Annotated in this window: 17 protein-coding genes; 5 read left to right on the top strand and 12 right to left on the bottom strand. The window is 44.2% G+C overall.

Annotated elements, in window-relative coordinates:
• Nucleotides 1-142: 142 nt before the first annotated feature.
• On the top strand, nucleotides 143-916 hold the full coding sequence (locus tag AAHF22_RS04580) for a TraR/DksA C4-type zinc finger protein (RefSeq protein WP_347323784.1): 774 nt from the start codon (nucleotides 143-145) through the stop codon (nucleotides 914-916).
• Nucleotides 917-1457: 541 nt separating this feature from the next.
• Here AAHF22_RS04580 and AAHF22_RS04575 read toward each other — a convergent pair.
• Nucleotides 1458-2804 carry a hemolysin family protein gene (locus AAHF22_RS04575; RefSeq protein WP_347323783.1) on the bottom strand — a complete coding sequence of 449 codons (1347 nt, stop codon included), beginning with the start codon at nucleotides 2802-2804 and terminating at the stop codon, nucleotides 1458-1460.
• 320 nt (nucleotides 2805-3124) lie between these two features.
• Here AAHF22_RS04575 and AAHF22_RS04570 point away from each other — a divergent pair, with 320 nt between their 5' ends.
• The 3 genes from AAHF22_RS04570 to AAHF22_RS04560 all read left to right on the top strand — a co-directional run bounded on the left by AAHF22_RS04570 (nucleotide 3125) and on the right by AAHF22_RS04560 (nucleotide 6613).
• Nucleotides 3125-4093 (top strand): carbohydrate ABC transporter permease, encoded by a 969-nt coding sequence (locus AAHF22_RS04570; protein WP_371834023.1) that lies wholly within the window; start codon nucleotides 3125-3127, stop codon nucleotides 4091-4093.
• Complete coding sequence (locus tag AAHF22_RS04565) at nucleotides 4090-4914, top strand: carbohydrate ABC transporter permease (protein WP_347323782.1); 825 nt, start codon at nucleotides 4090-4092, stop codon at nucleotides 4912-4914. The genes AAHF22_RS04570 and AAHF22_RS04565 overlap by 4 nt, the downstream gene beginning before the upstream one ends.
• 313 nt (nucleotides 4915-5227) lie before the next feature.
• Nucleotides 5228-6613 carry an ABC transporter substrate-binding protein gene (locus AAHF22_RS04560; protein WP_347323781.1) on the top strand — a complete coding sequence of 462 codons (1386 nt, stop codon included), beginning with the start codon at nucleotides 5228-5230 and terminating at the stop codon, nucleotides 6611-6613.
• 244 nt (nucleotides 6614-6857) lie between these two features.
• Here AAHF22_RS04560 and AAHF22_RS04555 read toward each other — a convergent pair whose 3' ends face one another.
• From AAHF22_RS04555 to AAHF22_RS04545, 3 genes are all read right to left on the bottom strand, one after another.
• On the bottom strand, nucleotides 6858-7277 hold the full coding sequence (locus AAHF22_RS04555) for a spore coat protein GerQ (protein ID WP_347323780.1): 420 nt from the start codon (nucleotides 7275-7277) through the stop codon (nucleotides 6858-6860).
• A 225-nt stretch (nucleotides 7278-7502) separates the two neighbouring features.
• Nucleotides 7503-8480: an SDR family NAD(P)-dependent oxidoreductase gene (locus AAHF22_RS04550; RefSeq protein ID WP_347323779.1), complete on the bottom strand. Its 978-nt coding sequence runs from the start codon at nucleotides 8478-8480 to the stop codon at nucleotides 7503-7505.
• A 183-nt stretch (nucleotides 8481-8663) separates the two neighbouring features.
• On the bottom strand, nucleotides 8664-9194 hold the full coding sequence (locus tag AAHF22_RS04545) for a MerR family transcriptional regulator (protein ID WP_347323778.1): 531 nt from the start codon (nucleotides 9192-9194) through the stop codon (nucleotides 8664-8666).
• A 688-nt stretch (nucleotides 9195-9882) separates the two neighbouring features.
• On the opposite strand from AAHF22_RS04545, the gene AAHF22_RS04540 reads away from it, so the two are divergent.
• On the top strand, nucleotides 9883-11094 hold the full coding sequence (locus tag AAHF22_RS04540) for an LLM class flavin-dependent oxidoreductase (protein WP_347323777.1): 1212 nt from the start codon (nucleotides 9883-9885) through the stop codon (nucleotides 11092-11094).
• A 206-nt stretch (nucleotides 11095-11300) separates the two neighbouring features.
• Here the strand turns inward: AAHF22_RS04540 and AAHF22_RS04535 are convergent, their stop codons facing one another.
• The 8 genes from AAHF22_RS04535 to AAHF22_RS04500 all read right to left on the bottom strand — a co-directional run bounded on the left by AAHF22_RS04535 (nucleotide 11301) and on the right by AAHF22_RS04500 (nucleotide 24543).
• Nucleotides 11301-12047, bottom strand: a complete 747-nt coding sequence (locus AAHF22_RS04535) for an SDR family NAD(P)-dependent oxidoreductase (protein ID WP_347323776.1) — start codon at nucleotides 12045-12047, stop codon at nucleotides 11301-11303.
• Between the two features lie 465 nt (nucleotides 12048-12512).
• Entirely contained in the window at nucleotides 12513-12689 is a 177-nt protein-coding gene (locus AAHF22_RS04530; protein ID WP_347323775.1) for a hypothetical protein, read from the bottom strand.
• Nucleotides 12690-13257: 568 nt separating this feature from the next.
• Nucleotides 13258-14988 (bottom strand): ubiquinone-dependent pyruvate dehydrogenase, encoded by a 1731-nt coding sequence (gene poxB / locus AAHF22_RS04525; protein ID WP_347323774.1) that lies wholly within the window; start codon nucleotides 14986-14988, stop codon nucleotides 13258-13260.
• Nucleotides 14989-15108: 120 nt separating this feature from the next.
• A complete protein-coding gene (locus AAHF22_RS04520) occupies nucleotides 15109-15801 on the bottom strand; it encodes a GNAT family N-acetyltransferase (protein WP_347323773.1) in 693 nt (230 codons plus the stop codon).
• 2278 nt (nucleotides 15802-18079) lie between these two features.
• Complete coding sequence (lipP1, locus tag AAHF22_RS04515; RefSeq protein WP_347323772.1) at nucleotides 18080-19027, bottom strand: LipP1 family hormone-sensitive lipase; 948 nt, start codon at nucleotides 19025-19027, stop codon at nucleotides 18080-18082.
• A 405-nt stretch (nucleotides 19028-19432) separates the two neighbouring features.
• On the bottom strand, nucleotides 19433-20554 hold the full coding sequence (locus AAHF22_RS04510; protein WP_347323771.1) for a 5-methyltetrahydropteroyltriglutamate--homocysteine S-methyltransferase: 1122 nt from the start codon (nucleotides 20552-20554) through the stop codon (nucleotides 19433-19435).
• Nucleotides 20555-20563: 9 nt separating this feature from the next.
• A complete protein-coding gene (locus tag AAHF22_RS04505) occupies nucleotides 20564-21496 on the bottom strand; it encodes a LysR family transcriptional regulator (protein WP_347323770.1) in 933 nt (310 codons plus the stop codon).
• A 650-nt stretch (nucleotides 21497-22146) separates the two neighbouring features.
• Nucleotides 22147-24543, bottom strand: coding sequence for a putative bifunctional diguanylate cyclase/phosphodiesterase (locus AAHF22_RS04500; RefSeq protein WP_347323769.1), 2397 nt, complete (start codon nucleotides 24541-24543; stop codon nucleotides 22147-22149).
• Nucleotides 24544-24591: the final 48 nt, after the last annotated feature.

Raw genomic sequence — 24591 nt, 5'->3', positions numbered from 1 at the left:
ACCGATTACGATTAAGCGCCTCTTCGTCTACTTTTGCCAAAAGATTAGCTCGCCTGCCGACAGGGTAATGAAATGCATACCCCGCCGCAGTCCAGTATAATTGCGGCCATATTGCAGTTTAACACCGAAGGGAGCCATAACGATGAAACATTTGACGAAACCCCAAATTGAGGAACTTAAAAATAGCCTGCTTGAGGAAAAACAAGAATTAGAACGACATTTCGATGTCGATAAAGATAAAATGGATGGACAAATTGAATCGGAGCGTATGTCTACAGGTGAGTTATCTTCCGTAGACAATCATCCTGCCGATCTCGGTACAGAAACATTTGAGCGTGGACGTGATCTTGCTATCGACGATCAAATGAGCGATACGCTGGATCAAGTGAATGCCGCTTTACAGCGTATTGAAGAAGGTACGTATGGCGTTAGTGAAGTTAGCGGCAAAGAAATTCCATTTGAACGTCTGCAAGCATTACCGTATACGACTTATCTTGTCGATGAGAGTCCACAGCAGGACAATGTGAATGATTATCGTCCCGTAGAGGAAGATTTGATCACCCCTGCGGCGAAAGGTTCAGGCGAGAATCGCCAGCACAATACCGGTCGTTTCGATGATGCCGGTGCCTGGCAAGCTGTTGAAGATTATGGTGTAGCTGACTCTCCAGCGATGAGCGCACAACGTGAAGTGCATAGCTACAATGAGCTGGCAGAAGGCTCCGCTGATGACCAGAATTTCACGGAAAGTGTAGAATCGTTTGCAGCGACTGATATTGAAGGCAATGATCGTCATGTCGAAGAAGGTCCTGCTTCTCGCACTTACGAAGATCGCGGCGAAGGCGACACCGAGCTTCAAACCGATGAAGCTGACGAGCAGGTGGACGCTGAAGTAGAAGAAGCCGATCGTCGTCGTTAATGATACGAAACGTAAGGCGATTTCAAAGCGAGACGCTTCGCCCTCATATCCGCATGGGATTGATAATATACAAGCAGCAATAATATCAAAATACGAATAATATACAATGTATCATGCTATAACAAGCATATGCAGAATGCACAAAAAGAACGGATTGAATAGCTGACCCGTTCTTTTTGTGCATTCTGGTCAATATAACATACCCTCCTACATGATGCTTGCATGCGTTCAAAGATTGCTGTATCCCTTTCAATTAGCAGCTAATTCATCTCTACCTGAATCACTATAGCGCCATTACATTAATAAGCAGCATGGCTGTATACGAATGCTGATATAATTAGTATCGCGCTACTGCTTATGTGATGATGATGATTATACGGCTTGTGTATTTATCATCCTAAATTGGATATCTTTATACTCTTGAATGTTTAGATTATGTAAAAAAAGAAAAGGAACGGGATACACTCCCCGTTCCTTTTGTTTGCGTTTAAGCTATCGATTTATTTGCATAATGCCAGTAAACGATAGCTCATCGCTCGACTCAGGCTCCTGCCTGATTGGTCGTTACGGCAAATTGTGTAATGACCAGCTTAATGCGTGAAATGCGTTTGTTCTCGACTTCTTCAACCACGAGCAAATGCCCGTCATGCGCCACACTCTGTCCTACCTGGGGAGGTAGAGATTCAACACGGGAATACAACCAGCCGCCGATCGTATCATACTCGGACATGTCCAGATCAAGCGAAAAACGTGTATTGAATTCCTCAATTAGCATCAATCCATCGATGGAATACATCATTTCATTGATCGGCTCAATGACAGGACGTTCATGGTCAAACTCATCCTGAATTTCGCCAACAATCTCTTCCATAATATCTTCCAGAGTAACCAGACCTGCCGTACCACCATATTCATCGATCAAAATGGCAATTTGAGTCTTGCCACGTTGCATGAGCTTCATCAGCTCACTGATCTTGATCGATTCCGGTACAGCAATAATCGGGCGAATCAGCTTGACCGAGTCTGCAATCTGGTAGCGCATCAGATCTTTAATGTGCAGGAAGCCGACAATATGGTCTTTGTCGCCGTCACATACTGGATATCGTGTACGCATACCGTCCAATGCAATCTGTAAATTTTCTTCACGGGAAGCATGCAGACTGAGGCAGATCATCTCGGTACGTGGAATCATAATTTCGTGGGCGGTTGTATCGGCAAACTCAAATATATTATCAACCAGCGCCAGTTCGGTATTATCGATCAGCCCGCTCTTGTTGCTTTCTTTCATTAGTATGCGTATCTCTTCTTCGGTATGAGCAGACTCAAGCTCGGATGCCGGAGCAATGCCGAACAGTTTAAGTAAGGCATTCGCCATGCCGTTCAACATCCAGATAAAAGGATACATAATTTTGTGGAACAATAGCATCGGTGCAGCTGTCCAGAGTGTCACCACTTCCGCTTTGCGGATAGCAAGTGATTTGGGTGCCAGCTCGCCGAGTACGATGTGTAAAATCGTAATGACGATAAAGGCGATTGCTATCGATACACTGTGGATGACCACTTCGTTGTTCAAGCCTATCGCTGCAAATAGGGGTCGGATCAGTTCCGCAATTGCCGGTTCACCAATCCAGCCAAGTCCTAACGATGCCAGTGTAATACCAAGCTGACATGCAGACAAATAAGCATCCAGATTGTTAACGATGGACTGCGCAAAGCGCGCCCGTTTGTTACCTTCATCGACCAGTGTCTCCAATCGACTGCTGCGAATTTTGACCATCGCAAATTCCGCTGCTACAAAAAAACCGTTCAATAATACCAGTACAAAGACCAGCAAAATGTTCATTAAACTGGGTAAGGGGTCAGTCAAGTGTGTCTCCCGCGCTGTCATCCGTTCATCGGATATCGATACAGCTACGGGTTCACCTCCTTCGAATCGTAGATTTTTGAATTTTCCGCCATTTTACGTGTACAGTCAATTTCCCAATAGTTTCACCTCATTTCATATGTAAGTATAGACGTTGCCTAATTATATTATAGCGCGAAAATAAAAACAGTCAAATGGACGGGACGTGCTAGCAAGTCGTCTAGACAACATAACTTTTACATTTCTAAACAGTTCTCTTAACATGTTCTCTTTATACTTTAGCAGGTGAACAGCATAGTGCCGATGGATGCGAATGGCATTGAAATTATACAAAAGTGAGGTTGATTGTTTTGGACAAATCGTCTGTCGTGCCTTCGCGGCGCGCGCTCAAGCAAACTACTGATCGCGATCGTTCCCGTACACGTATTCCCCGTCGTACAGGTCGGTTACAGGAGTATTCACTGGCTGCACTGTTTTTAGCACCATCAGTTGCCCTGTTTAGTATTTTTCTATTTTATCCGCTCGTGCAATCACTCTACCTGAGTCTGCATTCCACGACACCACGTGGCGATGTGGCCAAGTATATCGGACTACGTAACTTTGAACGTCTGTTTGAAGCGAGTGGATTTTTGAACAGTTTGTGGGTGACTGTGCAATTTATGCTGTTTACTGTGCCTACGTCGATTCTACTCGCATTGATCCTGGCGGCGATCTGCCGTACTCATCTGCGCGGCAGCAAACTGTTTCGATTTATTTTCTCGCTGCCGATTGCGATTTCGGTAGGTACAGGCTCTGTCATCTGGATGATGTTGTTCCACCCTACACTTGGTATGCCTAACTATCTGTTGCAACTTGTCGGCTTGCCCGGCATTCAATGGTTGACGAGTCCAGACTGGGCACTGATCTCTATTTCGATTATGACGGTATGGATGAATGTCGGCTTTTTATTTATTTTGCTACTTGGTGGTATGGAAGGCGTGTCGGAGGAAATTTATGAAAGTGCACGTATGGATGGCGCTGGGCCGCTGCGTACATTTTTCCGTTTGACCTTGCCATTGATCTCGCCCACGCTGTTTTTTGCCAGCGTTACATCGATTATTAGCGCATTTCAATCTTTCGGTCAAATTAACATACTAACTAAAGGGGGGCCGGTTAATAGCACGAATGTGCTTGTATTCAATCTGTATCAGGATGCTTTTGTGAACTTCCGTTTTGGTTCAGGTAGCGCTCAGGCACTTGTATTGTTTGTTCTCATCTTAATCCTGACGATCATCCAGTTCAAATTCGGTGAAAAGAAGGTGCATTACCAGTGAAACCTAATTTGCTTCGACTTGGCTCTGCTTATACCGTACTTATCATTGCTTCGATTCTGATTCTGTTTCCGTTCTGGACGGCGCTATCCAATTCGTTCATGACCGAGGCTGATTCGGCTACATATCCGCCGAAGCTCATCCCCTCTCACTGGGACGTGCAAAACTTTCTGAACGTACTCAATACGATTCCGATCATTCGCTTTATGATGAACAGTCTGATGACGAGCACGATCATTACAATCGGTCAGCTGCTGACTTCCTGTATGGCAGCTTATGCATTTGCTTTTTTACGCTTTCCGGGACGCAAGTTGCTATTCTCGCTTTTTCTGGCGACGATGATGATTCCGTGGGAAGTGACCATTATTCCGAACTATTTGACCGTGCGTAGCTGGAACTGGCTTGATTCCTATGCCGGATTAACGGTGCCCTTCCTTGCTACCGCATTCGGAACCTTTTTAATGCGCCAATTTTTTATGCAACTCCCCAAAGAACTAATGGAAGCGGCGCGTATCGATGGATGTGGTCATCTGCGCATCTTTGCTTCACTCGTCATTCCGCTGTCGATCCCAGGGCTTGCCACACTCGGTGTGTATTCATTTTTAACACATTGGAATATGTATCTGTGGCCACTACTGATTACAAACTCGGAAAGTATGCGAACTGTGCAGATTGGAATTAGCATGCTGCAATTCGCCGAAGTGACTGCATGGAATGTCGTTATGGCGGGTATTGTGATCGTATTGCTGCCTTCACTCATTTTACTTGCTGTTGGACTGGGCAGACTGGTCGGCGGTCTGACTGCCGGATCATTAAAAGGCTAACTTGTTGAACTTTCTTTTGAATTTCCTTTTGAACTTCCTTGCACTTGCGAGATGCTAAACGAGATACACTTCGACAATCAGTTGTATCGGATGGCACAGCGCCATCGTTACATGCAGATAATCTGCATATATGATACGCACAGATTATCACGAATACGGTCTATCTAGCTAACGATCAATACGCACGGAATAAAAGATGACAATATCACAAGCATGTTGTAAAAGTAGGCAATGCATGTTTTGAACGATGCATTCATTCTGCATCATGGTTTGATGACAACTACCAACTTAGGTTAAAGGGGCAAATTTACTCATGACATTCAAATCGTTTTTCACGCGTCAATGGAGTCTGCTTGCATTAAGTCTGTTTCTGTTTCTAGGGGCATGTAGCGGTGGCGGAGCTTCGCAAGGCTCTCAGCCAGCAGCCGCTGCCGATCGTGAAGCAACAACGACTAGCTCGGGTCCGGTTAAAGTTGTATTCTGGCACTCTATGGGCGGTAATCTGGAAAATGTCGTCAACGATCTTGTGAAAAAATTCAATGATTCTCAAAAAGAGGTGCAGGTAGAAGCAGTATTTCAGGGCGACTACGATACATCTTTGAGCAAGTTTAAAACGGTCGTCGGTACGAACGATGCCCCTACACTCATTCAAGTGTACGATGTAGGTAGCCGCTATATGATCGACTCCAAAGCGATCACACCGATGCAGCAGTTTATTAATGCCGATAAATTCGATCTGTCCAGCTTTGAGCAAAATATACTGAGCTATTACACATTCAATGGTGAACAATACTCGATGCCATTTAACACATCTAACCCATTAATCTATTACAACAAAGACCTGTTTAAAGCGGCTGGTTTGGACCCGGCGAATCCGCCAACAACGTTTGCTGACTTTGAAGATGCTGCCAAAAAGCTTGCTGCCAAAGGTACACCAGCTTCCTTCCCGATCTATGGCTGGCTGTTCGAGCAGTTGATGGCGAACCAGGACGTACAGATTTTGAATAATGATAATGGCCGCAGTGCACCGGCAACAGCATCGACAATCAATTCCAAAGCCGCAGTCGACACACTAACATGGTGGAAAAAGATGGTCGATGAAAAAGCAATGCTCAACCTCGGTCGTAAAACAGACGATACGGACAAAGCGTTTCTGGCAGGACAAACCGCCATCACGATGAACAGTACAGGCGCATTAACTAAGCTGTTAGAAGGCTCCAAAGGCAAATTTGAACTGGGGACAGCTCCACTTACGAAACCGTCCGCAGCTTACAAGGATAAAGGTGGCGTGGTTGTCGGTGGTGCAAGTTTGTGGATTACGAATAACAAACCAGCAGCCGAACAACAAGCAGCATGGAAATTTATTAAGTTTCTGGCTGAACCGGACAATCAAGCTTACTGGTCTGTACACAGTGGATACTTCCCCATTACGAAAAAAGCTTATGACGTCGATAGTATGAAACAAAACCTGAAAGAGCATCCGCAATTCCAGACTGCCGTTGATCAATTGCACCATACGAAGATCGACCCGGCTACACAGGGTGCTGTTATGGGTATTTTCCCAGAAGCACGTCAGCTGACAGAAACTGCGATTGAAGAAGCATTGACTGGCAAAAAGACACCACAACAAGCACTCGACGATGCAGCCGCTCAAATCACCCAAAAACTGCAAGATTATAATGATTCGGTAACACAGTAAGCGAGCATGCAATCAAAGGCTTTTGATGACAGGCTATGAATATCGAACGATGAATACGGAGTGATAAGCCGATAATAAGCGCTAAGCGAAAGACGATTGCGCATACTAGCAAGCGTTACACTCCTATTCGCCGATACGCCTATTTCTCCCAACTCAAAACGCCGATCATACGGAAAGTTTCCGCATGATCGGCGTTTTATTTATTCATATATGCTATGCCCTATAAAGGAATTGTCAGGCTACGTTATTGTGGAGGCGTATTTTGTCTTGCTGGTGCAGCATGTCCGGAAATGTTCGTATACGCCGAAGTCGATTCTGAAAATACAGCGTGATCTAGCTCTAACAATGACAATACTTCGCGCTGGCCATTATGCGAATGACGAATCACAAAATGATCCTCGCCTGTTGCTTCCAATCTGCCACGATACACACTATTTTTCGATTCACGTCCTGGTAACATATGAAACAATCCATCCAGTCCCATTTTCTCCTGTAGCTTTTCACGAGTGGTAAGGTGATCCTGGCTTCCGCCGGAATGGACAACTGAATCTTTTACGGACGGGTTCATCATCTGACCCGAACGCGGCTCAGTCAGTGTCTGATCCATACGGGCATGCCCGTGCTCATTGCGATAAGCAACTGGACGATAAGGTTGGGTTAACATGACTACATTCCTCCCGTAAATGAAAGTATATCACATCTTTTAATGTACCCTTGCGTATCTCGATTGAATCGAAATTTTCCATTATTTAGAAAATAAACCATCCAATCGCTGTCCTCGTTTATTTGCTCCATCTGATGTGCATAAGCTTAGTATACCAGAATCACCCAATCTCGACGTGCTACCAATGTATGATTTTGCCGTCTGTCTATGAATTTGATCTACCGATTATAACTTGGACAAATCTGCACCTGTTAACTCGGCAGACAGCTTCCATAGACGCTGTGCTTGCTCTGGGTCGATAGCATAATCTTTAACGCCAACCGAGCGTTTGTCTGGATCGAAAGGTTCAGCGATATTGCAATCTTCGCAATAAGCGCCCCCTTTGCCTTCTAGCTGTGGCGAAGTTGCCGCCCAGACTTGAGTTGCTGCGCCCTGTTCTGGTGTTTTAAACGCTTCATTGACCGTTTCACCGTCTTCACTTATCCATTTGAGTGCAATCATCTCTTCTTTTGGCATATGACGTTGCAATGGAGTCAAAATTCCGCCTGGATGAACAGCAAATGCACGCACACCATGCTCGGCACCGAGTCGATCCAGCTCTACGGCAAACAGGGCATTCGCCGTTTTCGATTGACCGTAGGCTTCGAATTTATGGTAGTTTCCTTCAAAGTTCAGGTTATCCCAACGAATTGGCGAGAGATGGTGACCTGTGGAAGAGGTAGCCACCACGCGTGCACCACCGTTTGCTTTCAATGCCGGCCAGAGCAGATTGATCAGCGTGTAATGTCCTAGATGATTGGTAGCAAATTGCAGCTCCCAGCCTGGGCCAACGCGTGTCTCTGGGCAAGCCATAATACCAGCATTCAGAATCGCCAGATCAATGCTGCGTCCACTATCCAGAAAACGCTGTGCAAAAGCACGCACACTATCCAGATCAGACAGATCCAGTTCATCCACCTCTACATTCTCGATGCCTGCCAATGCTTCTTTGGCGGTATCCGGACGACGTGCAGGTACAACAACTTGTGCGCCTGCTTTTACAAGTGCACGTGTCGTTTCCAGACCAAGACCGGAATAGCCACCAGTAACGAGGGCAAGCTTACCGGACAGATCAATCCCGGACAGTACCTCATCTGCTGTGCTGCGATAGCCAAAACCTGAATTGATGTTGCCCTGTGGTGTTTGTTGATATGTTTGTGTCATAACGTGTATTCTCCTCTCATCCTGCATATTGGAAATGGATTACACATTTACTTTACAACCTAGAGTTCACTCTAGGTCAAGCACTCCATTTCAATTTATTTGTTCTGCATTACGCATTACGCATTACGCATTACGCATTACGCATTACGCATTACGCATTACGCATTACGCATTACGCATTAATTATGAATCACGCAGCGAGCTGGAGATATAGTTTTCGTATACATTCGCTTTATTTGTAATCACATCCAAGCATTCGTTCAGATGCTGCATCTGATCGACCACACGTTGCTGGTGCTCTTTTAAAATAGCGAGTCGTTCATGCTCGTTGCCTGGTCCGAGGCGTACCAGATCAGCAAAGCGTCGAATCTGCGCGATTGGCATACCAGAAGCTCGCAGGCAGATACAGATGCGCAGCCACTCTACATCAACTTCACTATAACGGCGTCTGCCTCCTCCATCGCGCGATACTTTTAACGTCAGCATTAATCCTTCGCGCTCATAAAAGCGTAAAGAATGCACGCTAAGTCCAAGTCGATCCGCTACTTCTCCAATCGATAGTTGGGCTGATGTTGGCTGTAATTGCTGCTTTGTTGTCGATGGTTGCGTCTCATCGCTTATCGCTGACTGTTGCTTATTAGATGGTTGAGAGGATGCTACTGACGTCGATGATCGTTGTTTTTGTTGCGAAGCAACAGAAGATGAATCGCTCATAGGTTTGTTCTCCTTTTTGAGTTTATTTTTTGTCGGGCTTTTTGTTCGACTTTTTAGATGCATTTTTTGGATATACTTTGTAGTGTTAGCTTTAATGTCTATGTTTGATTGCATATGCAGTTTGATTACATACATAGTTTGGATTTCCCTGTACATGAATATCCGTTTAAACGAATACGTGGAGAAAAGATCGTCACTTGTGCTGCAAATCTCGTTCTTATGACGGAGCAAGAAGTATTTTTAGCTGGTCAGTCTTATCTTACCGGAAGCTCGTCGTTTGCACCATTTTACAACATAGAAAGCTTGTTTCCAAATACATATACGTTTCGTTTCGTTTCGTTTCGTTTCTATATCGTTTTTATATTATTTTTATATTCTATGTTGAACATTTACATTGCATATCATTGCACACTGACTTACTCGGTTTAGAGCGTTGACACACTAGAAGGAACATGCTAGTATTTTTATACCAAGTATGTTTGTCGGATTAGTTCGTGACCTATTCACCACTTTTTTGCGCTGAATTTCCGTATATTTGCATAAAATTTTTTGAGAATTTCACACAAGAATTTCATGCAAGAATCTCATACAAGAATCTTCTAACAATTTTCCTATGAGAAACTATGACCGCAAAGTCTGTTTTTCATTCATGTACTATTACTTCTCTCTATATAAAGGAGCTATCATTATGTCTTCTGATTCCATTTATCGTGATCAAGTTGAGTTTGGCTGGTTTATGCCTACGATGGGTGATGGCACCAGTCTCGGGCGTGATTCTGAGCGCAAGCCCACTTTATCTTATTTGACCGATGTTGCGCAGACAGCTGAGAAGTCGGGCTTTGAATTTGTGTTGATTCCAACAGGCGGCGCATGTATCGATTCATGGGTCGTTGGCTCTGCTATCATTGGCGCAACGACAACATTGAAGCCGCTCGTGGCAGTTCGACCCGGTCTGATTGCACCTGTTCTGACTGCGCGTATGGCAGCTGCACTTGATCAGCTCTCTGGTGGACGCGCTCGCATTAATATCGTAACCGGTAGCTCTCCTGATGATCTGGAAGAGCTTGGCGATCCGCTCGCCCGTGCACATGATGAGAAATATGCACGTACACGCGAATATCTGGACATTATTAAAGGGGTATGGGGACAGGCTTCCGGGCTTTCTTCGACCGAATTTGGAGCCGGTACAGAAGCATCTATTACGGATGACAAGTTGCATTATAAAGGCGATTATTACGAGATTAATGGTGGTAAAAGTCGCCCTGCTACCGTGCAAGAACCTGGCTTACCGATCTACTTCGGCGGTAGCTCTCCTATGGCAAAAAGCGTAGGCGCAGAATATTCTGATGTATTCCTAATGTGGTCAGAGCCGCTGGATATGATCAAGCAGCAAATCGAAGAATTGAAGGAATCCCAGCGTCAACATGCAGAACGTACGGGAACACTTCGTCCGCTGCGCGTCGGCATGCGTGCACAGGTACTAGTACGTGATACAGAAGAAGAAGCATGGGAAGCTGCTCGTAATCTGATCAAGGATATTGATCCAGCAACGATTGAACGTGCCAAAGCTGCGTTTAGCAAAACAGGCGCAACCGGACAAAACCGCCAAAACCAGATTCGTGATGCAGCCGCAGCGAACGACTTTGTTGTGGGACCTAATTTATGGGCAGGTCTGTCCAATGTGCGCTCAGGTGGAGCACTGATGTTTGTCGGCACTCCTGATCAAGTATCCGATCGTTTGCTTGAATATGCCGAAGCAGGTGTGACATCGTTTATTTTATCAAGTTATCCGCATCTGGAGGAAGCAGCCATTTTTGGCGAAAGTACACTTCCTCTGTTTAAGGAAAAATGGAATCGGCGTGCTGTTCAACAGGAACAGGTAGCGACAGCACAATCATAATAGTAATGCAAAAGAGCGAATGAAGCTGTATCACCTTCAATTATGATGTATAATTTTAATCTTTATGTGCATATAGGCAAACAGCCCATCTGACCAATAGAATCAGATGGGCTGTTTGTTATTTATTGCCTGGTTGATTATATGATTTTGAATCTGCTTTGTTTAGCTTGTATGTGGCTGTATTGTATAATCGTCCGCCTACTTTTCTACTCGATATAGATCATTTTACGAGTCATTCCCCCATCGATAACAAGCTCTGCTCCTGTAATAAATGAATTGTCTTTGGAAGTGAGAAACATGCAGGCGCGCGCAATATCATCCGGCTTACCGACACGACCTGCTGGATGCTGCTTGTGATCTTCAGACTTCAAAGCTGTATAATCGCCATTCTCGATCCAACCCGGGCTAATACAATTGACCCGAATGTTGTCTGCTCCCATCGAGATCGCCAGTGCATGAGTCAGCGCTGTAATACCGCCTTTGGACGCTGCATAAGCTTCAGAATTAGGCTCCGACATATGGGCACGTGTAGAGGAAATATTAACGATGCTGCCTCCCTCACCTTCTCGCATGACTTTGCCTGCTTCACGTGATAACAGGAAACAGCCACGCACATTCGTATTCATCACCCGATCCCAATCATCAACCGTTAATTCATACGGGGAAACCCAGTGTCCGATGCCTGCATTGTTAATGACCACGTCGATCTGTCCCGTTGTGCCGATTACCTCCTGTACAAGATGCTTGATCTGCTCCTCATTTTGCACATCACATGGTAGAAAATACGCCTGTCCACCCTGCTCCCGAATAGACGCCGCCGCAGCTGCTCCTTCCGATTCTGCCATATCGCTCAGAAATACCGTCGCACCAGCCTCAGCATATGCTTCAGCAACTGCGCGCCCAATCCCCTGTGCCGCTCCAGTTACAATTACTGTACTTGATGTGTAGTCCATATGTTGTTACCTCCATTGTTCGATTTTTGTCGACGACGTATTGTTATTGATGTCTCTATACAATGATGAGTATCCATTCTAGCGCAGACAACTGCTCAAGCATAGGAAAGCGAGTTCTGCATGAATGGATATAGCTTGCTCTATAAGCACTATTCAACGTCTTTTACACTTGCGAAACGTTACTGTATGTATTGCTATATATGTATCGATCCATTTTTGCGGCATTGTCCTGTAATAGCTTTTTATTGATCATCACTAAATGGAGCGAAAGGGGATTATATTGCGTTGAATTAAATTAAAGCGAATATACAAAAACCGCTACACTTCTCAATCTCATGAAGTGTAGCGGTTTAAGAGCTACCGATGATTCGTTCTCTCTCCGTTTGAAATGACCTAATAGTCGATAGACATATAGTAGACTGCTGTATACACTCGCCATTCATGCTAATACGTGTTATATACATCTTAAGCATAATAGGCATTGAGCAGTTGCTGTGTATCATCCTTCTCACCATCGAACATTCCTTGTTCCGCCCAGCAAGCGAGACATGTTTCTTCATCCTGACATTTCGCTGCTTCCTGACAGTTGTAACACAGATCCATGTAATATTTAGTAAAATTCTCGTTGACGTTGGTTCTCATCTTAATCATCTCCTTGTATTTTCTACACCTTCATCATAAACGATTCTAATTTATTAGAATGTGATTTTTTTCACAAATGAACTGAAATTTTAAATTATTTTTTATGTATTTGTGTATAGGTCATTTCATTCGCTTTCATATCTCTATTTCTTATAGAACCAGCCTACATTCAAGCTTAAAATAGCAACAGATTCGCCCCATACTTATAGTGCTCCACTTAGCCACTCTACATGTACGGAGACGAATCTGTATACCATTTAATACTTATTAATACTTAGGATCGTTAATGATACATATAATTGATGATGAAAATAGCAATTCATATATTATATACATCAAAATTTATTATATACATCAAAATTCATAGATCTGGTCGGTCTGAATGGCATGTATACATGCTTTGGCTCACATGAATGAGCTAGTTCGCATACGCTTTATCAAATAACCAGTAGGACATCGTTCATTCCAACTATTCACCTGCGGTCTGACTCATCTGCAATCTGATTCACCCGTAGTCTCTTGCTTCTATCACCGTGTATTTACATGGCGATCCGCCTAACGATATCGATCAGCGGAACAGATTACTTTTCGCCAGATCGATCAGTTCATCACCGCGTCCGTTCATAATCGCTTTAGCCATCCAGAGGGAAAAGCCTTTAGCTTGCTGCATCGTAATCGTTGGCGGCATCGATAACTCCTGACGATTTACAAGTACATCGAGCAATACAGGACCATCGTGAGACATCGCTCGTGCGACAGCATCCTCCAACTCTTCCGGATCTTCTACCCGAATTCCTTGAATGCCAAGCGCATTCGCAACCGCTGCAAAATCAGTCGCATGCAGATCCGTACCTGATTCAAGATACCCGCCTGCTTTCATTTCCAGCTCTACGAAGCTAAGGGCACTGTTATTGAAAACAACGACTTTAACGGGCAGATTATGCTGTTTTAACGTGATCAGATCACCTAACAGCATACTCAAACCGCCATCGCCGGAAAAAGAAATGACCTGACGATCGCGCTCGGTCGCCTGCACACCAATCGCCTGTGGTAATGCATTTGCCATCGTACCGTGGTTGAATGAGCCGATCAATCGACGTTGCTCATTCATTTGCAAATAACGCGCAGCCCAGACCGTCGGTGTTCCCACGTCTGCCGTAAAGACAGCATTCGGTGCAGCCGCATCACTGACGACTTTCGTCAAATACTGTGGATGCATACCATTTTTTACGCTATTGCCTTTCACCGCCATCTCATCCAGTTCTTCACGTACTTTATGGTAACGCTCAACGGATTTTTGCAAATGAGTGCTGCTGCGTTCATCTTGCAACAATGGCAATAGCTGACGTACCGTATCTTTTACATCTCCACATACGCCGTGGGCGAGCGGAGCACGGCGTCCGAGATTTGCAGCATTAATATCCACCTGCAAAATCGCTGCTTTTTCTGGATAAAACTGACGATACGGGAAGTCGGTACCGAGCATCAATAACACATCGCAATCCATCGTTGCATGATAACCTGAAGCATAGCCAATCAGACCGGTCAATCCAACAAAATAAGGATTATCATATTCGAGATACTCTTTCCCGCGCAAAGCGACAACCATCGGTGACTGCAATCGTGCACATAAATCCATCAATTCAGCATGGGCACCTTTACAACCGGCGCCACAAAGTAACGTAATTTTTTTGCCTTCATTCAGATAGTTTGCAAGCAATTGCAAATCATCAGCCGATGGATGTACAATCGGCTTGGCAGGATAGGCAACACGTTGCGGTACCGGATGCGTAGATTCTTCCAGACTGGCAATATCACCCGGCAAGATGACGACCGATACGGTAGATTTACCGATCGCCGTCTGAATCGCCATCGTCAGCGTGCGTGGCATTTGCTTCTCCGTCGTAATCATTTCGCAAAAATCACTGCACTCCTGAAAAATCTGTTCTGGATGGGTCGACTGAAAATATCCGCTGCCGATCTCATCACTTGGAATATGAGCAGCAATCGCCAGTACAGGTACACGATTACGATAGCAATCATACAGACCGTTAATTAAATGTAAATTCCCCGGACCGCTACTACCTGCACATACCGCAATCGTTCCGCTTAGCTCTGCTTCCGCTCCAGCAGCAAATGCAGCCACTTCCTCATGGCGTACATGAATCCATTCGATCTTACCGGAGCGGCGCACCGCATCAATGATCGCGTTAAGCGAGTCTCCGGTAATGCCGAATATCCGTTTTACGCCAGCGTTTACAAGTGTCTCGACTACCGCATCTGCTATTGTCTTTTTCATTTATGCTCACCTTCCGTATAGAAATAAAATAGTATATATACAATCATATCTTGATCTTTTTTATCCTGGTTCACACGTTCTGAAGTTATCGTGTATGTGCAGCTTTAACTGTTTTGATTATTAGGTGCGTAACCATACATCGTGATAACTACGATCACGCTTAAACTGTACAAGCGCATACGAGCAGGTTGGGAAAATCTTTTTCCCTTCTAACCGTGCTGCATGTACAACGGTGTCTAATAGCCCTTTAGCGATGCGGCCACCACGGAATTGTGGATCAACATACGTATGATTCAGCGTCCATGTATCGTTTTCAGGACCTGGGATATACGTAATTTCGCCGATGATTTGTCCACCACGCTTTACAAAATAAGCCGGGCCTTCTTTGAATAATTGTGCTCCCTCTATATCCTGTAGCCAGCTATCTGTATTGGAATTTGTCATCGTGCCGGATGAAGCCATATCCTGTTTTCCCGTAGGCAGCGAAGTGTTAGATTTATAGGATACGTTGCCAAACAAGCCTTTAATAACCGAAGCGGTTTGTTGAATATCTTTTTTGGTTGATTCCATATGCTGCTTGGATGCACCAAGACCGACACTCACCTCACCTAGCGCCTGCTTCAATTGATCCGCAGATAGTTTCGCCTTTTCAGAAGTAGACTTGGCATGCTCCATCGTACCTTGCAGCTTCTGCTGAGCTTCGTCTACATCCCCTTTCACATCGTCAAGCATCGCTTTGATCTCATCCATCGTGCCTTTTACATCATTAATGCTGTCCTTGATGCCCATTAATTCTTTGATCGGGTTTCTCACAGGATCTCCTCCATTCGCTTGGATATGCTGCTATGTGTTTTACCATGTTGATTGTGCTGCTACATTCTATGTTGTTATCCTTCACGTTTTTCCGTAGCTGTACATCATGTATTACCCAATTATCACCGGGGTATGACGCAAATACTTCGGCCTGTTTTTAGGCTCATGAGCAATGTATGATGTATACCGCACACATAGTGCGAAAATGTGAAATGATTAGGCAATTTTTTAGAGATAAAGATTAGAGATAAAGATATGTAGCTTTGACGATCTATAGCTAGTAGCCAGGAAAATATACAACTATTTATGTACATGTTATGCACGCGATTCAAGCTCAACTAATACAGATCTTCATTCATTATTGTTAACACTACTATTTTACACATTTGCTCATTTCAACTTACAAATGAACATGTTCCAAAATACTTGTTTGTTAGTTTTTAAATTTTTCTTGTCAACATTATTTTTATTTGCTGTTGGTACTTTTACTTAAAAAGCCTTATACACCAACGGTTTAGCTACTCTTCCCTCTCTATCGTCAGATGAATTTACAAGCGAGTGAATGACCAATTTTCACGTAAATCTTCATAAACAAAAGGAAAAAGCTGGATTTGCACGCAAACGGGATTTATTTTACATAAATCGGATTTTACACTGATTTAACGATCTTTACACCGCTTTCATTTTCCGATGACACGGTATATGATGTAGACATCACCAAACAGCAACGCTTTAACGCAAGACACCAAGCATTGTTGCAGGTGATTCACTCCATCAATTCCTACGCTTTAGGAAAGGAGAGAATCGTCTAGTGGCGTAAGTTATTGCCCCTTATTCGCTCAACTGCAGAACAAATTGGCGTCCGTGAAAACGCTCGATGCGCAGATTGAGGAATAGGTTGACCGCACAACTTAGACCATTGGACGAAACAAGGGACACACTTTTTCAAGCAAGACAAGCAAGAAATGACTTGCACGAAAGGGGAAGGATTCCGTTGAAACAGGTTAGCGAAGCATACCGGCACGATTTCACGCAAGGAAAGCGTAGTGACAGCGTTTTTCGTGAAATGGGAGTATGCGGGAACGCATAAGGTGAAGAAATTGCACTGCTGAAATTGAACCAATGGAAAGTAGGTAAGGAATGAACTGTTTTCAAGCAAACTCATCTGGTTGCTAGGAAGGGAGCAGGATTCCATTGCAATAACGAAAGCGAAGCATACTGTAATCGACTGCATATAGAAGGATGTCCGTGAAAACATTCTTCGTAGTTCGTGGGTATGTGGGAAACTCATCTCATGCGAAACCAGTAACTCGTTGAAGTACGTTTTTGTAAAACAAGTAAAGCAAAACGAAATTCAATTTTGTGAATGATGTTTTTGAATAATGAATGATTTATGGATTCTCGAGTAAAATGTACAGGTACAATGGATTTGCGGTAAACATGAAGTACGATTAAGTGATGTATGGAATGAAATGATCGATTAACTGTTTTCCATTATGAAGAAAGGCTGTGAACTGAGAAAAATGCTATTTTCGAGCAAGCATGTAGTTACTTGTTAGGAAGGGAGCAGGATTCCAATGAAACAGGTTAGCGATGCATACTAGAGCGTAGTTCACGCTAGAAAAACGAATGTGACAACGTTTTTCGTGAAGACGTGGTATGCTGGAAATCATCCCATATGCAAAGACATGGATGATGTAATGGAAATGTACGGACGAAATTACGCTTCAATCCGAGTCGAGTGGATTGAATAGCATAGATCGCTCACACGCCTGTAGAAAATGGCTGTGAAGCAAGCATAGCCTTCGCGATGCATCGGCATCCGAAAAGTAAGCTATGACATCAATGAAAACAATCGCTAAACGGTTGTCTGCGTCTGCAGAGCAACGACAATCGGCAGCATGGACGGCGAAAGTAACCATGTCAGGCATGTGGATTGTTCTATAGGAGGATCGTTTACAATTGAATATTGCTGTTAATGATTAAACCCCTACAGACTTGTTAGTTCAAGTATGTAGGGGATTTAAATTTGTATGCAGATGTGTAGAGTCTAATTCTTATTACATAAAGTTATATAAGATAATGATTATACAGAGTGCCATCACTTCGAAAAGCAATAAGGAAACACCTCTGGTTGAAGCATAAAAACCTACTGATTAGAGATAAGTGTAGATTCCTATGCTTCAAAGGTATTCTTTTTCATTAACAGCAATCATAGTAGACCCTTTGCCTGCTCTCCTATTTCAATCCTCATTTTGATTACATATTGACAAGCTCGTTATTCTGAAATCCTCAACCATTCCCCCACCTGTTGGCTAGCTTTGCGCACGGCTTCGGCGGAGCGGTGCAGTTGAAGTTGGGAAGCGAAACCGTGAATCATGCCATCGTAGCATTCGTAATGGACTTCGTTACCACTTTCTTTAAGACGTTCTGCATAGTTGGCACCTTGATCACGCAGGGGATCGTACTGGGCGGTAATAATAATTGCTGGCGGCATGCCTGTTAGGTCGTTTGCAAGTAGTGGCGATGCGTATGGTTCTTTAGCATTTTCTGCGCCGGTAAAATAGCTTTTTTCAAACCAGCTCATCATATCCGCGGTCAGAATATAGCCCTGGCCGTTTTCTTGGTAAGATAGTGTCCCTTCGCCTTTACCTGTTGAGGGGTAAAAAAGTAGCTGGGCAGCTGGCATTGTTGTGCCGTTATCTTTGGCGGCTAAACAGACGACCGTGGCTAGATTACCGCCTGCACTATCCCCTGCAACGGCAATACGTGAACGGTCGAGCTGCCATTGCTCAGCATGTTCAGTAATGTAATTGAACGCATCATAAGCATCCTGCATCGCTGCTGGAAACGGGTGCTCCGGGGCAAGTCGATAATCGACGGCGATCACGCAGCAGCCTGATCCTATGGCTAAACGGCGACATAGCTCATCATGCGAATCGAGACTACCAATCACCCAGCCACCACCATGATAAAATACAATCGCCGGTTGCGGTATCCCACTTTCATTCGCTATTGGTGTATAAATGCGCAGCTTGAGTTTGCGATGAGGAAGCTTGATCTTCTCCTTTTTCACATCATACAATGGTGTGGGATGAGTTACCTGCTTGCGCGCCATTCTCGCTTCGATGATACGAATCATTTTCGGATGTATTTTATGAATCGGAGGAATCTGCAAACGATTGAAATTGTCTACCATTTCTTGTACTTCTGGGTCCAGTGCCATGATGTTCACACTCCATTCGTTGTATATGCTGTATTACCCACTATGCTGGTATGTTATTTTCATAAAATGTTGATTGTGCTCATTATTTTAACCTTTTCGAAAAGACGCTTCAAATGGAGGACTGGCTCATCACATTCAAAGCTACAATTGCGTCTGTCATCCCAGTCAAAAATAAAAACGCTTCTGCAATTAGAAGCGTTTAGAGAAGTTACATTATTAAACTCATTTATAAGGAGAAGACTACATTCCATACATTCTGTAGAGAGATTCCACTAGAAAGATGCAGGGTTGCAGTACTATATAGGATCACTGTACTTTATCAAAATTACTGCAATGCAATTTTTAAGTTCATGTCCCATATCTAGTCATCCCTATTTAGAAATATGATTGAAAATTAGTAAGCAATTATACCGAGTTGCTATTCCACACCTCATTCGCCGTTTCACGTACAAGGCGAATCTTATTCCATTGCTCTTCCTCAGTTAGCATATTGCCTTCCTCGGTCGAAGCAAAGCCGCATTGTGTGCTTAGACAGAGCTTATCCAGATCAACAAAGCCTGTCGCTTCGGCGATGCGCTCTTTGAGCATATCTTTGCTTTCCAGTCCTCCGTGCTTGGTCGTGACTAATCCCAACACGACAAACTGATCCTTAATATAACGTAGCGGATGGAAATCGCCAGCACGTTCGTTGTCGTATTCCAGGAAAAAAGCGTCTACTTTCGTATGGCTGAACAGCTCTTCCGCCACAGGTTCATACCCACCAGCGGCAAACCAGGTAGAGCGGAAATTGCCACGACACACATGCAGCGCAATCGTCATATCGTCTGGACGCTCAGCGATACTCTCGTTAATCAAGCGCACATAATCACGAGCGAGTTGATCCGGGTCCTGTCCGCGATTGCGAATTAACATCCGATGACGGCTGCTGCATAGCGTGCCCCATGTTGTATCATCGAGCTGCAAATAGCGACAGCCTGCATCATAAAACGCCTGAATGGCATCGCGGTAGACAGCGATAATATCGCGATACAATTCCTCTGGATCATCGTACACTTCATTGCCATTATAGCTCTCTACAAAATGGAACAGTGCCGGTGATGGAATCGTCATTTTCGCTACGCGATCGCCTGCCAGCGTTTTCAAAAAGCGAAAATGATCCAGCATCGGATGATCGCCAAATGAGATTTTATCAACGACTCGAAAGCTCTCTGCCCGATTGCGGTTATCGATACCAGCCGTAGGCAGTCCAATTTTCTCTGTGCCCTGCACACCAAAGAAGAAATCGAGATGCCACCAGCCGCGACGAAATTCGCCATCGGTGACCGTTTGTAGCCCCATCTCCTTTTGCTTGTTGACGAGCAGAGTAATTTCTTCATCCTCCACCACTTTCAACTGTTCCGCGCTTATTTCGCCACTTTCAAATTGAAATCTTGCCTCCCGCAGTGTCTCCGGACGCAGATAGCTGCCCACGATATCACAACGAAATGGAGGATGAATTCTGCGTGTGCCTGTCATTGGAATGGACATATGCTCCTCCTATAATAAAAATTGATTCATATTCAAATAGCTATTGGATACGAGATCATTCAGGATATCGATATATTTGGAAGCGATATCGCTTGGCTTACGATCTTTGTGTGCAATCCAGCCAACGGTGAAGTCTTCTGTCGTCTGTAGCGGTACAGCGATTAGCTGTTCATAGTTAAACTGCGATACAAGAATCCCTGTCCCGATCGTATACCCATTCGTACCGGCCAACAGATTCGCCAGTGTGGCGCGATCGTTCACTTTGATACTTTTTACTACATTGGAGAAACTGACCATTTCCTCGGAAAAATGCAGTGAATTGTTCGCTCCCTGATCAAATGTAATGTACGGATACGCACTCACATCCTGCGTGGTCACATATTCCTTTTGCGCCAGCGGATGTCCGGAACGCACAAAAATATGCGGACTCGTATTAAATAATGGTGTAAACATCAGGTTGCCATCGCTGAACAATTTGTTCATGACTTTAAAGTTGCGCTCATTAATATACAAAATGCCAATATCGCTACGTAGTGTTTTCACATCTTCAATGATGTTGTACGTTTGCGTTTCCCGTAAATGCAAATTGTATTCGTTAATATCACTCTGCTCCATCAGCTTCACAAATGCATCGACGACAAACGCATAATGCTGTGTCGATACAGAGAAATGAATCAGATTGCGCTTACTGCCATGATAGCGATTCTCGATCAGTTCGGCCTGCTCGATAATTTGGCGCGCATAGCCGAGAAATTCCATCCCTTCTACCGAAATGCTAATTCCCCGATTCGTTCGGTCGAAGATCGAGATTCCCAATTCATTTTCCAATTCCTTAATGGCATTGGACAAACTCGGCTGGGAAATAAAGAGCCGCTTGGCGGCTTCGTTCATCGAGCCGCAATTCGCGATTTCAATCGCATAGCGGAGCTGTTGCAGTGTCAATGCCGTTCCCCCTTTGACTTGGCGACCTACCCGTTCACGTCCAGGGCAGACTCATTCTATCGTAACACGGAGTTATCGTAGCATAGATAGACTATACAATCCAAGCCTTTGCTTGCAAAATATGATTCCAACCAGTGAGTTTGCATGAAGGTAGCCTGTACTACTAAACCCGCCAGCTATATGTAAAACGAACATAAGGCATTACGATCCTTAGTGTATTACCATCCTTAGATATTACCGTACTTAAAATTGTAATGCTTAAGTATGTATTACCATCCTTCATCATTACGATTTTAAGTATTATGCCCTCTAAGCAGTAAAACAACACCAAAAACCACAAAAAGAAACCGCCTGGCATCATACAAACCGGTTCCTTTTACGGTATACATTATTTCTGTTTCTATATCCGTTGCTAATTTTTATTACTCAAATCTCTTTCTCTTTGACTGGCATCTATTCCTGCCCACTGTTACCGTCTTATCGCTATTAACTATATACCTATGAGCTTTAGCTATAGTAATCCTACATTTAATAGCATTGCACCGCTGACGTTCTAAATTCAATCTTGTTGTTGGCGTTGCTCTTCATGTCCAATAGTTGCTCGCCATATCCAATACCTTTCCTGAAAAGGAGATGTTTATTACTCCCCATCAGGAAGGGTACTTGATATTGATTTCACGATTCTGCATCCACTGTTCAAACACTTCTAACGCCATCGGGCGTGCATAATAATAGCCTTGAATATAATAACAGCCAAGCTGTTGCAGCATATTTACATGCTCCAGCTTCTCTACGCCTTCGGCAAGCACATACATATTGAGCCGGTCAGCAAGCTCAAGCACTGAACGCACCACAGCTTCATTGCGCGGATTACGGTCAATATCATAAATAAGTGAGCGATCGATTTTGATAAACTGGAATGGGAACGCGGTTACGGTACGCATGGAGGAAAATCCTGATCCAAAGTCGTCCACAGCAAGTGTAACACCCATACTCACCAGCTCATCACACATGGCGATAATATGCTCTTCATCGCGAATCGCTACACTTTCGGTAAACTCCAAACAGAGCAGTCTTGGTGGTAATCCAGTGCTTCGTAGCACACTAGCGACCTTATACGAAAAGGCTGGATCACTGAGCTGACTGGCGGAAACGTTGACTGAAATCTGCATCTTATCGTAGCCGCCCTGGTTAATCCATGCTGCTGCTTGCCTTACAGCCTCCAGCATCACCCATTCTCCGATCTGCCGAATCATCCCATTTTGTTCTGCGATCGGAATAAAATCCTGCGGAGAGACAAACCCCAGCTCGGCAGAGTTCCAGCGTAGCAATGCTTCCGCACCGATTACCGCACCGCTACGGCTATCGATTTGTGGCTGGTATACGAGCGAAAATTCTTCTCGTGCCAGTGCAGTTTCCAATCCTTGCTGCATAAGCAAATACTGCTCGGCAGCGCTTTTTAACGTCTCATTAAATAGTTGATATTGATTGCGCCCCATACGCTTTGCCGCATACATAGCTGTGTCGGCATTACGCAGCAATGTTTCCGGGTCCTGACCATCTTCTGGAGCCGTACACATGCCTATACTACAGGAAACATGATAATGCTTATCACGCAGTACGATCTGTTTCTCAAAGCCATGCAAAATCTGATTGGCAATATGGGCAGCTACCGTATCTCCCTGACCCGGTCCAAGCTCAGCCAGTAATGCAAACTCATCTCCGCCCATACGTGCAACTACACTATTAGGGGGCGCCTGTAAACGAATCAATCTTGCCACATCGATCAGCAACAGATCGCCTGCCGAGTGGCCCATCGTATCATTAATCCATTTAAAATGATCCAGATCCATCTGCATCACGACAACACGAGTGCGATATTTGAGGGAGCGTTCCAATGCTTCCTGCAAACGTAAATTGAATTGATAACGATTAGCCAGACCGGTCAATGAATCGGTATACGCTAGTTCCAATAGTCGTGCTTCATTTTCCTGTTGCTGCGTAATATCTCGGACGAGAAGATAACAATGTAATACACCTTCGATCTCCAAAAAGTCACTACTCACTTCCACCGTGTACGGTATGCCTTGAAGATTGACTACTTGCACCTGCAAATTTTGCTGCATTTTTCCGTCCATAAAAGCCTGCCGCATAATGTCGTTATAGCGCGCATGATTCTCAGGTGGAATAATTTCGATCAGATTCATTTCTTTCTGATTCGTTATACCGGCAAGCTGATTGAATGCTGGATTCGTTTCTACGGTAATCCCTTCTGAATTAACTAACGCGATACCACTGCTGGATAAGGTGAATAACAGTTTATAACGCTGCTCTGAAACCGCAAGAAACTGATGCTTTTTCATCGCTATACGCAACGTGCACGCTAGAATGAGACCAGCATAAGTAGGCAAGCTGTCGAGTGGCACGATGGAGCTTTCTTCATTCAACCCACTAATCACAAAAGAAACGACCAGCCACATGGAAGCGAGACTGCTGCCACGCATAATCGTTAGCATCATCCGTTGCTCACTTTGATATTTTCTCTGTCGCTTAAGCTTGCTATACCCAAATAGCATGACTAACAATAAGTAACTCAATGAATACCCAGCCACAATGAGAAATAGCGTATCAAAATTAGGATTGTGAACTTCCGCTCTCCAATACTCTCCCTGCTTCAATGTAATTGCAAACGTAGACGGTTTCACTATCATCAATACAATCGCAATCCAGGGAGGTGCCGCAGAAATATGCAGCAATAGAGCTGGAAAGCTAATTCGACTAAGCATCGCAAAAAAGTAAATAAGTAAGCTCATCGCGATAAAGCTAAATATATACGTAGCATCAGGATTAAACATACGCACAAGGTCATAATCTAATACTTGCGTTAAAAAATCAGATAGAAATATAAGCGATAAGCCGCTAATTAACAACATCGTTAATTGATGTAAACGATGTTCAGGTTGGCGTAACAATATTTCAACAGCCAGAAAACCGAGCAGAACAAATGGAATAAAAGATAATAATATGGCATTTAGGAAAATATACATCAGCTTGTCCTCCAACAACATACACGACTTAAGATAGTTATCGAACAA

Origin of the sequence: Paenibacillus wenxiniae (genome assembly GCF_039822605.1) — a bacterium.
GTDB lineage: Bacteria > Bacillota > Bacilli > Paenibacillales > Paenibacillaceae > Saccharibacillus > Saccharibacillus wenxiniae.
Note: the sequence above shows the minus strand (reverse complement) of the source record. Positions and strands in the feature narration are given on the sequence as shown.

Excerpts from the sequence above, each read along its gene's own strand:
- poxB (WP_347323774.1), bottom strand. The coding sequence starts at position 14,988 with ATGAAAAAGACAATAGCAGATGCGGTAGTCGAGACACTTGTAAACGCT.
- AAHF22_RS04550 (WP_347323779.1), bottom strand. The coding sequence starts at position 8,480 with ATGACACAAACATATCAACAAACACCACAGGGCAACATCAATTCAGGT.
- lipP1 (WP_347323772.1), bottom strand. The coding sequence starts at position 19,027 with ATGGCACTGGACCCAGAAGTACAAGAAATGGTAGACAATTTCAATCGT.
- AAHF22_RS04555 (WP_347323780.1), bottom strand. The coding sequence starts at position 7,277 with ATGTTAACCCAACCTTATCGTCCAGTTGCTTATCGCAATGAGCACGGG.
- AAHF22_RS04560 (WP_347323781.1), top strand. The coding sequence starts at position 5,228 with ATGACATTCAAATCGTTTTTCACGCGTCAATGGAGTCTGCTTGCATTA.
- AAHF22_RS04540 (WP_347323777.1), top strand. The coding sequence starts at position 9,883 with ATGTCTTCTGATTCCATTTATCGTGATCAAGTTGAGTTTGGCTGGTTT.
- AAHF22_RS04545 (WP_347323778.1), bottom strand. The coding sequence starts at position 9,194 with ATGAGCGATTCATCTTCTGTTGCTTCGCAACAAAAACAACGATCATCG.
- AAHF22_RS04580 (WP_347323784.1), top strand. The coding sequence starts at position 143 with ATGAAACATTTGACGAAACCCCAAATTGAGGAACTTAAAAATAGCCTG.
- AAHF22_RS04510 (WP_347323771.1), bottom strand. The coding sequence starts at position 20,554 with ATGTCCATTCCAATGACAGGCACACGCAGAATTCATCCTCCATTTCGT.
- AAHF22_RS04500 (WP_347323769.1), bottom strand. The coding sequence starts at position 24,543 with ATGTATATTTTCCTAAATGCCATATTATTATCTTTTATTCCATTTGTT.
- AAHF22_RS04575 (WP_347323783.1), bottom strand. The coding sequence starts at position 2,804 with ATGACAGCGCGGGAGACACACTTGACTGACCCCTTACCCAGTTTAATG.
- AAHF22_RS04535 (WP_347323776.1), bottom strand. The coding sequence starts at position 12,047 with ATGGACTACACATCAAGTACAGTAATTGTAACTGGAGCGGCACAGGGG.
- AAHF22_RS04530 (WP_347323775.1), bottom strand. The coding sequence starts at position 12,689 with ATGAGAACCAACGTCAACGAGAATTTTACTAAATATTACATGGATCTG.